An 11,394-nucleotide genomic window follows, 5' to 3' on the forward strand; every position below is an offset into this window, starting at 1 on the left:
GTTCGCCGACGCGGGTGTCGAGCCCGTCTGGCAGCGCGGCGATGAACGGGGCGATCGCCGCGCCACGTGCCGCTTCCGCGACCGCTTCGGGCGTGGCATCGGCGCGGCCATAGGCGATGTTGTAGCCGATGGTGTCGTTGAACAGCACCGTATCCTGCGGCACGATGCCGATCGCCGCGCGCAGCGACGCCTGGCTGACGGCCGCAATATCCTGTCCGTCGATGGTGATGCGCCCCGCCGTCGGATCGTAGAAGCGGAACAGCAACCGGGCGAGCGTCGACTTGCCCGCACCCGAGGGGCCGACGACGGCAAGCGTGGTGCCGGCCGGCACGTCGAGGTCGATGCCCTTCAGGATTTCGCGCCCGTCGCCATAGCCGAACGAGACATTGTCGAACCGGACCGCGCCCTGCGTAACGGTGAGCGCGGGTGCGCCGGGCGCGTCGACGACATCGGCCGGCGTGTCGATCAGGTCGAACATCGCGCCCATGTCGACCACGCCCTGCCGCACGGTGCGATAGACCATGCCGAGCAGGTCGAGCGGGCGGAAGAGCTGGGTGAGCAGCGTCGACACCAGCACCACGTCGCCCGGCGAAAACGTGCCGCGCGCCCAGCCGAACACGATCAGCGCCATGCCGCCGCCGAGCATCAGCGCAGTGATGAACGCCTGCCCGATGTTGAGCAGCGCCAGCGAGTTTTCCGACTTCACTGCCGCATCGGCATAGCCCGCGACCGCGCGGTCGTAACGTGTCGCCTCGCGCTCCTCGGCACCGAAATATTTGACCGTCTCGAAATTCAGCAGCGAATCGACCGCATGGGCGACCGCGCCGGTGTCGAGGTCGTTCATCCGTTCGCGCAGGGACGAACGCCAGTCGGTCACGAGGCGGGTGAAGGCGATGTAAATCACCACCATCGCCAGCGTGCCGCCGACCAGCCACGATCCGAAGCGCGTGCCGAAGATCCACAGCACCAGCCCCAGTTCGAGGATGGTCGGCGCGATGTTGAACAGCAGGAAATACAGCATCGTGTCGATGCTCTTGGTGCCGCGTTCGACGACCCGGGTGACGGCCCCGGTGCGCCGTTCGAGGTGGAAGCGCAGCGACAGCGCGTGGAGGTGGCGGAACACCGATGCCGCCAGCCGCCGGGTCGCGTCCTGTCCGACGCGCTCGAACACGACGTTGCGCAGATTGTCGAACAGGGTGCCTGCAAAGCGCGCGGCAGCATAGCCCGCGACCAGCGCGACGACGAGCCACAGCGCACCCCGCGACCCCGCCGCCATCGTGTCGATCGCGCCCTGCAAGGCGAACGGCGCGCCGCGCACCTGCACCACCTTCGACGCGACGACCAGCGCCAGCGCGGCGACGATGCGGACCTTCAGCCCCGTGGCCCCGGCGGGCCACAGATAGGGGAGAAAGCGGCGGAGCGTCGCCAGCATCGGTCGGGTCGGACCGGAGGTGAGATGGGTTTCAGGGGGCATTGCAAGCGCCATTTGGGGCGTCGGGCGCGCCGCCGCAACGCTTCGTCGGAACATCTGCCGCGATTGCGGATTGAAACCACGGTAGGAGACGGGCGATGGCACCACTGGTTTACATCATGGCGATCCTGGGTTGCGGCGACGACGGCGCGGCCTGTACCCGTGAGCGGATCGCCCCGGCGAGCTACACGTCGGTGGCGGAATGCCGCGCGGCGATGCCGGCGATGCTCGCGCGCAATACTGACCTCTCCTATCCGGTGGTCAGCGCTTCGTGCGAGCGCGGCGACGCGCAGATTGTCGAGCGGCTGCCGGTTTCGCCGCAACGCAGCGGCTGATCCTTTGACTGGCGCGCCCGACACGCTATTCGAACGCTAACGCGGTGGACGGCCTTTCCGGCCGGCGATCGGACAAGGGGGCGTCGGTGCTGCTGAAATATTACAAGGGTTCGTTTATCTTCACCGCCATCTGTCTGGCATTGGCCGGATGGCTGGGGTGGGAGCTCACCGGCAATGTCGCCGGTACGCTCGGCATTTTGTGGATCACCGCCGTGCTCGGCGTGCTCGAAGTGTCGTTGTCGTTCGACAATGCCGTCGTCAACGCGACGGTGCTGCGCGATATGGACGATAAGTGGCGGCACCGCTTCCTGACATGGGGCGTGCTGATCGCGGTGTTCGGCATGCGGATCCTGTTCCCAGTCGCGATCGTCGCCATCGCCGCGAAGGTCGGACCGATCGCGGCGATCGAGCTCGCGGCGGGTGATCCGAAACGGTATCAGGAAATCATCGAAGGCGCGCATATCGGCATCGCCGGGTTCGGTGGCGCGTTTCTGGGCATGGTCGGGCTGAACTTCTTTCTGGACTCCGACAAGGACACCCACTGGATCGCGCCGATCGAACGGCCAATCGCGGGCCTGTCGCAGATCAGCGGCGTCGCTATCGGCATCGTCCTGCTGGTGATGTATGCGGTGTCGACGCTGCTCACCACCGACGAGGCGCTGACCTATCTCGTCGCGGGCATGCTGGGGCTGGTGGCGTTCATCGTCGTCCACGGACTGGGCACCCTGCTGGAAGGCGATCCCGATGCCGTGACCGGCGCGGTCGCACGCTCGGGGCTGGCGTCGTTCCTGTATCTGGAAGTGCTCGATGCGTCCTTCTCGTTTGACGGGGTGATCGGGGCGTTCGCGCTGTCGAACAACCTGTTCATCATCGCGCTGGGCCTTGGCATCGGCGCGATGTTCGTCCGGTCGATGACGATCATGCTGGTCGACCACGGCACGCTCAGCGAATATCGCTACCTCGAACATGGTGCGTTCTACGCGATCATCGCGCTGGCGATCATCATGCTGCTGTCGGCGAACCGGAACCTGCATATCCCCGAAACCGTCACCGGGTTGATCGGTGCCAGCCTGATCGGTCTGGCGTTCTGGTCGTCGGTGCGGGCCAACAAGAACAACCCTGACGATACGTTGGCCGAAGCCGATCCGGTGACGCCGTCGGGCGCGCCGCTCGACGGACCGCGCGGCGCTTGAACCCGCCGGCCTGCGGCGTCATACTGACATCATTGTAAGCAATGGAGTCGGGGATGGCGACGCAGGCGGTGGAACCGGTACAGCCCATGGCGCGCGACTGGCGCGCGGCATGGGCGGCGCTGCGCCGGTTGCTGGCGAACGGCGACGACACGGTGCAGGTGTTCCGCATCATGCGCGCGCTGAACGCCGATACTAGCCACCGCAACTATGCCCGGCTGCTGACCGTGCCGGGCGGCGGCAAGCTGGCTTATGACCGCGTCGAACTGTCCGAGCGGTTTTCCGACCGGGCATGGCTCGACGCGCTGCCCGAGGGGAGCGTGGGCGCGGCCTATCGCGGCTTCCTCGACCGGACCGGGTTTTCGGCGCAGGGATTGGCCGACCTCAGCTATGCCGATGGCGAGGGCTGGCAGCGGATCGAGCATCCGGTCGCGTGGTTCGGCCGGCGCGAGCGCGACGTCCACGACATCTGGCACGTCCTGACCGGCTATACCGCCGAGGAACATCTGGGCGAGGCATGCCTAGTCGCCTTTTCCTATGCCCAGACCGGCGGATGGGGCTGGGCGGCGATCGGGATCGGCGCGGCGGTGAAGTCGCTGCGCGTTACCGGCGAGCGGGGTTTCGCGAAAGCGGTGTGGGAAGGCTATCGCCATGGCCGCCGCGCGCGGTGGCTGCATGCCGAGGATTACGAGGCGCTGCTGGGCGAACCGCTGGACGCGGCACGGGCGCGGCTGAAGATTGCCGAACCGGTCGCCTATCGTGCCGCGCAGGCGCGGCTGCGCGAACGGGGGATTTCGGGAATTTAACGCTTGATCCATCCTCCTTGGACCAAGCGTCATCCCAGCGAAGGCTGGGATCTCCCGGGGCTAATGCGCTACAGTAACCGCAGGAGGCCCCAGCCTGCGCTGGGGCGACGCTGCTACACGGATGAATTTCATGGCGGCTACACTGGTCGCGCGGATAGCGTAAGCGCTGCTCGTTACTTCGCCAGTGCGGCGCTCGCCTGTGCCTCGCCGGCGTCGCGGACCGCCTTGGCGCGGGCTTCGGCCTGTTGCTCGACCAGCTTGGCTTCGTCGCGGATCGCCTCGGCGCGAACCTTGAGGCGCTGTGCGTCGTATCCGCCGCCTTGCCCCGCCTGATTGAGCAACCCTTCGGCCTCTACCTTCATCTGCGCGGTCTGGTTTTCCGCTGCCGCCTCGATCGCATCGGCCTGTGCGTCGGCCTGATCGCGAAGCTGTTCGGCGCGCTGCTGCTGCGGCGTCTGGGCACCGCAGGCGGAAACGGCGAAGGCGGCGGCGGCAACGAAGGTGAAGCGGTTCATACAAGCGTCCTGTATCCAGTACCGGTGCAATTCACAGGGAGCCGGAAAGTTTCGTTCGTATAACGTTTGGATGACGCCGCCCCCGTCCCGCGATGGGTATCGCGCCGCAGCGGCGCGCCCTACATGCAGGCGGACGATGCTGACCCGCCTGACGCTCACCGACTTTCGCAACCATGCGGCGGCGACCATTGCACCGGGACCGGGCTTCGTGGTGCTGAGCGGTCCCAATGGCGCGGGCAAGACCAATGTGCTCGAAGCGGTGTCGCTGCTGGCACCGGGACGCGGGCTGCGCCGGGCCGCTTTGTCCGACATGGCGCGCGACGGCGGGGCGGGGGGCTTCGGCGTCGCCGCCGATCTGGTGGGCGACGTGCGGCTGGCGACGGGGGCGCAGGCCAATGCCCCTGAACGGCGGATCGTGCGGGTGAACGGCGCCAATGCCGCCGCGACCGTGCTGGCCGAATGGCTGTCGGTCCTGTGGCTGACCCCGGCGATGGACCGGCTGTTCGTCGAGCCGGCGGGCGAACGGCGGCGGTTCCTCGACCGGCTGACGCTGGCGCTCGATCCGGGTCATGCGGTGCAGGCCACGCGCTACGACGCGGCGATGCGCCAGCGCAACCGGCTGCTGGCGGAGGAGGGGGTAGCCGATCCCGACTGGCTGGCGGCGCTGGAGGCGCGGATGGTCGAGCATGGCGTGGCACTCGCCGCCGCCCGCGCCGACTGCGTCGCGGCGCTCGATGCGCGGATCGACGCGGCGGGATCGGCCGATTTCCCGCGTGCTTTGGTCGCGCTGGCGGGGTGGGGCGGTGATGCGGTCCGGTTCGCGCAGGATCTGGCGCAGGGCCGGGCGCGCGATGCGGCGGCGGGGCGGACGCTGGTCGGGCCGCACCGGGTCGACCTGATCGTCGCCGATCGCGACCGGGGCATGGCGGCGGCGCGCTGTTCGACCGGCGAGCAGAAGGCGCTGTTGCTGGGGCTGGTGCTGGCGCATGCCGAACTGGTTGCCGCGCGGACCGGGCGCGCCCCGGTGCTGCTGCTCGACGAGGTCGCGGCGCATCTCGACCCCGATCGGCGCGCGGCGCTGTTCGCGCGGGCGGCGGGGATCGGGCAGGTGTGGCTGACCGGCACCGAGGCGGCGCTGTTCGCGGCGGTGCCGGGCGATGCGTCGCGCTTCGTGGTGGCGGACGGCGTGGTCGCGGTCTGACGGTTGACCTTTTCCCGTTAAGCGCCTATTTGCCGCATCGCAGCGACGCTTTTCAGGCAGCGTGATCGGACCCCGACGGGTCTCGGCTCCGCGTCGCAGCTCCAACCGGCTTCCCTAGTCACGCGGGTCGCAATTTTTTGCCCCGCTACCCGTGCGCCCATGTGCGTTTCGGGTGCCGGACCCATTTCAGGAACTATCATGTCCTTCCAGTCACTCGGCCTGTCGAAGTCGATCCTCGACGCGCTCGCCGCCAAGAATTACGAAACCCCCACCCCGATCCAGCGCGACGCGATCCCGCTCGTGCTCGAAGGGCGCGACCTGTTGGGCATCGCCCAGACCGGCACCGGCAAGACCGCCGCGTTCGTGCTCCCGTCGATCGATCTGCTGGTGAAGGCGAATGTTCGTCGCCGCCCGATGCGCTGCCGCATGCTGGTGCTGGCACCGACGCGCGAACTGGTCAGCCAGATCGCCGACAATGCCCGCGCCTATGCGCAGCACAGCAAGCTGACCGTCGCGACCGTGTTCGGTGGCGTCCCCGTGCCGCGCAACGTGCGTGACGTGGCGGCGGGCGTCGACATCCTCGTCGCGACGCCGGGCCGCCTGCTCGACCTGATCGAACAGCGCTGCCTGGGTCTGGGCGAGGTCGAAATCCTCGTGCTCGACGAAGCCGACCAGATGCTCGATCTGGGCTTCATCCACGCGCTGCGCCGCATCGTGTCGATGGTGCCGAAGTCGCGCCAGACGCTGTTCTTCTCGGCGACGATGCCCAAGGACATCCGCGAGCTGGCCGACAAGTATCTGACCGATCCGGCGACCGTCGCGGTGACGCCGGTGTCGTCGACCGCCGAGCGCGTCGAACAGTACGTCACGCATGTCCAGCAGGCCGAGAAGCAGACGCTGCTGACGATGTTCTTCCGCAACACCAAGATCGACCGTGCGCTGGTGTTCACCCGCACCAAGCATGGCGCCGACCGCGTCGTGAAGCTGCTGGCGGCCAATGGCATCGCGTCGAACGCGATCCATGGCAACAAGTCGCAGCCGCAGCGCGAGAAGGCGCTGGCCGCGTTCCGCAACGGCACCGTGCCGATCATGGTCGCGACCGACATCGCCGCGCGCGGCATCGACGTGTCGGGCGTCAGCCATGTCGTGAACTTCGAACTGCCCAACGTGTCGGAGCAATATGTCCACCGCATCGGCCGCACCGCGCGTGCGGGTGCGTCGGGCGTGGCGTTCAGCTTCTGCGCCGATGACGAGCGGGCGTATCTGAAGGGCATCGAGAAGCTGACCAAGCAGAAGGTCGAGGTCGTGCCGCTGCCCGCCGACTTCCTCGAGCAGAGCGCGCAGATCAAGGCGAGCCGTGCGCCCTATGCCCCCGATCGCCCCGAGCGCCTGCCGAGCGAGCGTGGCCCGGCGCGGCCGCGTGCGACGCATGCCCATGGTGCCAAGCCCGCGCATGGTCGCGGCGGTCCGGTCGGCAATCCGGCGCGTGGCGGCCAGCCGCCGCGCGAAGGCGGTGCGCCGCGTCCTGCTGCCGGTGGCGCGCGTCCCGGTGGCAGCGGCGGTGGCCGCAGCCGGGGTGGTCGTGGTCGTGGCGGCGGTGGTGCTCCGCGCGCGACGGCGTAATCGCCGGCCTCCCCGCTTTGGCGGGGAACGACGCCGTGGCGACATGGTGCGAAAAAGGGGATCGTCAGCGGACCATCGGTTCGGGGCGATCCCCTTTTCGCGTATCGGGTCGTTGCTACAGTTCGCGCAGCGCCCGCGCGGGGCGGGCGCCGAGGATCGGCAGCGCGCCGAGCAGGCCGATGCCGATGGTGATCCCCGCGCCGATCGCCAGCGTGGCGGCCACCGCGCGATAGTCGGGCAGCCATTCGAAGCCGAAGAGCTCGACCACGACATACCAGCCGGCACCGATGCCGATCACGGCGGCGAGCCCCGACAGGATGACGGCCAGCAGCAGATATTCGAGCGCCTGCGCGGTGAGGATCTGCCCGCGCGTCGCGCCCAGCGTTTTCAGGATCACGCTGTCATAGGTCCGCGTCTCACGCGCGGCGGTGATCGCGCCGATCAGCACCGCGATGCCGGCGAGGATCGCGATTCCCGCCGCCGCCGCGATCGCGGTCGCCATCTGCGACACGATCGTCTGCACCTGGCCGATCACCTCGCGCACTTCGACGACCGAGGTCGAGGGGAAGCCGGCCGACAGCGCGCGGACGACGGCGCGTTCGCGTCCCGGCGGCATGGTGACGGTGGCGGCCAGATTGTGCGGCACGTCGGCCAGCACGCCGGGTGAGAACACCATGACGAAGTTGAAGCCCATGCTGTCCCACGCGATCTTGCGGAACGAGGCGATGCGCGCACTGCGTTCCTGCCCCGCGACCCTGATCGTCAGCGGGTCACCGAGTTTCAGGTCCAGCGCCTGCGCCATGCGTTCGTCGATCGATACCAGCGGCGCTCCGCGATGCCCCGGCTGCCACCAGCGACCGCGCACGATCTCGCTGCCGGGCGGCACCGTGTCGGCGAAGGTCAGGCCGCGTTCGCCGCGCAGCGCCCATGCGCCTTCGGGAATGGTCTTGAGATCGGCGACGCGGGTGGTGCCATAGGCGGTGATCGTGCCGCGCATCAGCGGCACGGTCTGCACTTCGGCATCGGGCTGGATACGGCGGATCGTGGCGCGGAACGCCGCCTCGCGCTCGGGCGGCACGTCGAGCGCGAAGAGGGCGGGTGCCTTAGCCGGCACGGTGCGGGTGATATTGGCGTCGAGGCTGGTGCGGATCGTCGCCAGCAGCACGAACAGGGTGAGGCCCAGACCGAGCGCCACGACCAGTGCCCCGGTCCGCGCCCCCGGCCGGTGCAGCGCGGCCAGCGCAAGGCGCAGCAACGGCCGGCGCGGGCGGGGCAGGCGCGCGGCGCCCAGCCGGATCGCCTGCCCCAGCCCGGCGAGCAGCAGCAGCAGCGCGGCGGCGGCGGCGAGGAAGGCGGCCCCGAACCACGGCCGCTCGCTGGTGACGAGGACCAGCGCGACGATCCCGGCGAACGCCGCGCCCATCCATGCCGCCGACTTGGCGAGCGGCGCACGGCGGCTGTCGAGCGCGCCGCGCAGCAGCCCGGCGGCGGGCACCGCCCCGGCTGCGAGCAGCGGTGGTGCTGCAAAGGCGAGCGCGATCAGCAGGCCGTAGGCGGCGGCCTGGATCAGCGGCAGCGGGTGGATCGCGAAGCTGGGCGCGACCGGCAGCACGTCGCCGGCCAGCGCCACGATCAGCGGCACGGCGGCGATGCCGATGCCGAGGCCGACCGCGATGCCGATCGCCGACACCGCCGCGATCTGGAGCAGATAGACTTTGGCGATCAGCCCCGAGGTCGCCCCCAATATCTTGAGCGTGGCGATGCCCGGCCGCCGCGTCGCGAGATAGGAAGCGACACCGTTGCCCACCCCGATCCCGGCAATGACCAGCGCGGTGAGGCCGACCAGCACGAGAAACTCGCCCATCCGCGTCAGGAAGCGTTCGGCCCCCGGCGAAGCGCGGTCGCGGGTGCGCGTATCCCAGCCCTGACCGGTATAGCGTTTGGTGAACGCTGCGTTGGCCTGCGCGGGGTCATAGGCGGTGGCGATGCGGTATTTGCTTTCGTACAGGCTGCCCGGCGCGATCAGCCCGGTGCGATCGAGGCCATCCAGCGACACCAGCGCGACCGCGCCCAGCGTGAAGCCCTCGCTCAGCCGGTCGGGTTCGTCGGCGATGACCCCGGCGACGCGGAAACGCGCGCTGCCGAAGCGAACGGTGCCGCCGGGACGCAGCTTCAATCGTTCGAGCAGGGCCGGGCCGACATAGGTTTCATCAGCACGCAGCGGTCGCGCCGTGCGGCTGGTCAGGCGGAGCGTGCCGTAGAGCGGATAGGGGGCGTCGACCGCCTTCAGTTCGATCGGTGCGGTGTCACCGGCGGCATTGGCGGCCATCGACTGCATCCGCAGCGTTTCGGAGACGCTCCCGATCCGCGCCATCGACCGCCGCTCGGCATCGTCGGCGCGGCGTTGCGATACCGAGAGTTCGATGTCGCCGCCGAGCAGGCTCTGCCCGCGTGCCGCCAGTTCGCCGGTGATCGATCGCGTCAGGCTACCGATCGCCGCCAGCGCGCCGACGCCGAGGATCAGGCAGACCAGCAACAGCCGGAGCCCACGGAACCGTGCGTCGAGTTCACGCCGGGCGAAGGTCCATGCCAGCCGCCATTCGCTCATCGCGCGGCGTCTTTCGCGCTATCCCGCACGATACGACCATCGGCCAGTTCGACCACCCGGTCGCAGCGTTCGGCCAGCGACGGATCATGAGTGATGACCAGCAATGTCGCGGTGGTCGCGCGTTGGCGGTCGAACAACAGGTCCATGACCGCATGGCCGGTCGCGCGGTCGAGGTTGCCGGTCGGTTCGTCGGCGAACACCAGCGCCGGCCGCCCGGCGAGCGCGCGGGCGATGGCGACGCGCTGCTGCTCGCCGCCCGACAACTGGCTGGGATAATGGTGGAGGCGGTGAGCCAGTCCGACGGCGGCCAGTTCGGCCTCGGCACGGGCGAAGGCTTGCGCTTCGCCGGCCAGTTCCATCGGCACCGCGACGTTCTCCAGCGCGGTCATCGTCGGGAGCAGGTGGAACGCCTGCAACACGATGCCGATACGTCCGCGCCGTGCGCGCGCCAGATCATCCTCGCCCATCGTGCCGAAGTCCGCGCCGGCGATCCGCACCTGCCCGCCGCTGGCGCGCTCTAGCCCGGAGAGGACCGCCATCAGCGACGATTTGCCCGATCCCGATGCGCCGAGGAGCGCGACGCTGGTCCCCGCCGGCACCGCGAGGTCGAGCCCGTGGAGAATGCGGGTCGCGCCGTCGCCGTCGCCCAGCGTCAGGGTGACACCGCGCGCGTCGATAACCATATCGTCGGTAGTGGATTGCATGGGAGTGTATCGCCGGTGACGAAGCAAGGACCCCGCCCATATGCGGGTGCGATCGCCATTCTCCAAGGCGCGATGCTGCTGGGCGGCTGTAGCGGCCCGGATTTGTCGGAGGGCAACGACGCGACCCCGGTCAATGTCGCGGCGGTGGCGGAGCCGACGCCGGTCGGTCGCCAGGCCCCGGTCGCGGGGCCGGAACGGCTGGTGCTGGCGTTCGGCGACAGCCTGTATGCCGGCTATGGGCTGAACCGGGGCGACAGCCTGCCCGATGATTTGCAGGATGCGTTGCGCAAGAGCGGGATCAACGCGCGTGTCGTCAATGCCGGCATCTCGGGCGATACCAGCGCGGCGGGGCGGCGGCGGCTGGCGTTCACGCTCGACCGGCTGGACCGCAAGCCCGATCTGGTGTTGCTCGGGCTGGGCGGCAACGATCTGCTGCGCCAGATTCCGCCGGCCGAAACCCGCGCCAACTTCACCGCGATGCTGGACGAATTGCAGCGGCGACGGATTCCGGTGGTGCTGACCGGCATGATGGTGCCGCCCAACCTCGGGCCGGACTATGCGGCGGCGTTCAACCGTATCTGGCCCGACATGGCCAAGCGCTATGACGCGGTACTCGATCCGTTCATCCTCGCGGGCGTGATCGGCAACCGCCAGTTGATGCTGCCCGATGGCGTCCATCCCAATGCGCAGGGCGTCGATCGCATCGTCGCGCGGCTGGCCCCGGTGGTGGCGACGCGGCTGGGCGAATTGTGAGAGTCGGTTGAAAGCCTGCAACCGCGCGTTTTGAGACAGCCTCTCGCCGATCGACATTCAACGAAATGGCTTCCCAATCTGCTCCCCTCCCTGACAAGGGAGGAGTTTGGGGGTGGGTCGGCCCGAGAGGAAACGGTAGCACTCCACAACCGGCCCACCCACCCCCAAACCCCTCCCTTGTCAGGGAG

At 69.0% G+C, this 11,394-nt stretch carries 9 protein-coding genes and 1 pseudogene; 6 read left to right on the top strand and 4 right to left on the bottom strand.

Annotated features, from left to right (window positions below):
• Window positions 1-1,474 (bottom strand): annotated as a pseudogene (locus ASE78_RS17945) (ABCB family ABC transporter ATP-binding protein/permease); the annotation flags it as partial.
• 95 nt (window positions 1,475-1,569) lie between these two features.
• Here ASE78_RS17945 and ASE78_RS17950 point away from each other — a divergent pair.
• From ASE78_RS17950 to ASE78_RS17960, 3 genes are all read left to right on the top strand, one after another.
• Entirely contained in the window at window positions 1,570-1,806 is a 237-nt protein-coding gene (locus tag ASE78_RS17950) for a hypothetical protein (RefSeq protein ID WP_055758412.1), read from the top strand.
• 89 nt (window positions 1,807-1,895) lie between these two features.
• Window positions 1,896-2,999, top strand: coding sequence for a DUF475 domain-containing protein (locus ASE78_RS17955; RefSeq protein WP_056499362.1), 1,104 nt, complete (start codon window positions 1,896-1,898; stop codon window positions 2,997-2,999).
• Between the two features lie 53 nt (window positions 3,000-3,052).
• On the top strand, window positions 3,053-3,802 hold the full coding sequence (locus ASE78_RS17960) for a Coq4 family protein (protein ID WP_056499076.1): 750 nt from the start codon (window positions 3,053-3,055) through the stop codon (window positions 3,800-3,802).
• Window positions 3,803-3,975: 173 nt separating this feature from the next.
• Here ASE78_RS17960 and ASE78_RS17965 read toward each other — a convergent pair whose 3' ends face one another.
• Complete coding sequence (locus tag ASE78_RS17965) at window positions 3,976-4,317, bottom strand: hypothetical protein (protein ID WP_055758418.1); 342 nt, start codon at window positions 4,315-4,317, stop codon at window positions 3,976-3,978.
• A gap of 136 nt (window positions 4,318-4,453) precedes the next feature.
• On the opposite strand from ASE78_RS17965, the gene recF reads away from it, so the two are divergent.
• Together recF and ASE78_RS17975 are read left to right on the top strand one after the other, a co-directional pair.
• Window positions 4,454-5,518 carry a DNA replication/repair protein RecF gene (recF, locus tag ASE78_RS17970; RefSeq protein ID WP_056499078.1) on the top strand — a complete coding sequence of 355 codons (1,065 nt, stop codon included), beginning with the start codon at window positions 4,454-4,456 and terminating at the stop codon, window positions 5,516-5,518.
• A 198-nt stretch (window positions 5,519-5,716) separates the two neighbouring features.
• Window positions 5,717-7,141 carry a DEAD/DEAH box helicase gene (locus tag ASE78_RS17975; protein WP_056499081.1) on the top strand — a complete coding sequence of 475 codons (1,425 nt, stop codon included), beginning with the start codon at window positions 5,717-5,719 and terminating at the stop codon, window positions 7,139-7,141.
• A gap of 115 nt (window positions 7,142-7,256) precedes the next feature.
• On the opposite strand, the gene ASE78_RS17980 is transcribed toward ASE78_RS17975, so the two are convergent.
• Together ASE78_RS17980 and ASE78_RS17985 are read right to left on the bottom strand one after the other, a co-directional pair.
• Window positions 7,257-9,749, bottom strand: coding sequence for an ABC transporter permease (locus ASE78_RS17980; RefSeq protein ID WP_056499085.1), 2,493 nt, complete (start codon window positions 9,747-9,749; stop codon window positions 7,257-7,259).
• Window positions 9,746-10,432: an ABC transporter ATP-binding protein gene (locus tag ASE78_RS17985; protein ID WP_056499087.1), complete on the bottom strand. Its 687-nt coding sequence runs from the start codon at window positions 10,430-10,432 to the stop codon at window positions 9,746-9,748. The genes ASE78_RS17980 and ASE78_RS17985 overlap by 4 nt, the downstream gene beginning before the upstream one ends.
• A gap of 36 nt (window positions 10,433-10,468) precedes the next feature.
• Here ASE78_RS17985 and ASE78_RS17990 point away from each other — a divergent pair, with 36 nt between their 5' ends.
• Window positions 10,469-11,206 (top strand): arylesterase, encoded by a 738-nt coding sequence (locus tag ASE78_RS17990; protein ID WP_235515141.1) that lies wholly within the window; start codon window positions 10,469-10,471, stop codon window positions 11,204-11,206.
• The last annotated feature ends 188 nt before the right edge of the window (window positions 11,207-11,394 follow it).

The sequence above is a fragment of the Sphingomonas sp. Leaf25 genome, assembly GCF_001421635.1.
GTDB lineage: Bacteria > Pseudomonadota > Alphaproteobacteria > Sphingomonadales > Sphingomonadaceae > Sphingomonas.

Coding starts and splice junctions, on each gene's coding strand:
- ASE78_RS17980 (WP_056499085.1), bottom strand. CDS start 9,749: ATGAGCGAATGGCGGCTGGCATGGACCTTCGCCCGGCGTGAACTCGAC.
- ASE78_RS17985 (WP_056499087.1), bottom strand. CDS start 10,432: ATGGTTATCGACGCGCGCGGTGTCACCCTGACGCTGGGCGACGGCGAC.
- ASE78_RS17975 (WP_056499081.1), top strand. CDS start 5,717: ATGTCCTTCCAGTCACTCGGCCTGTCGAAGTCGATCCTCGACGCGCTC.
- recF (WP_056499078.1), top strand. CDS start 4,454: ATGCTGACCCGCCTGACGCTCACCGACTTTCGCAACCATGCGGCGGCG.
- ASE78_RS17950 (WP_055758412.1), top strand. CDS start 1,570: ATGGCACCACTGGTTTACATCATGGCGATCCTGGGTTGCGGCGACGAC.
- ASE78_RS17965 (WP_055758418.1), bottom strand. CDS start 4,317: ATGAACCGCTTCACCTTCGTTGCCGCCGCCGCCTTCGCCGTTTCCGCC.
- ASE78_RS17960 (WP_056499076.1), top strand. CDS start 3,053: ATGGCGACGCAGGCGGTGGAACCGGTACAGCCCATGGCGCGCGACTGG.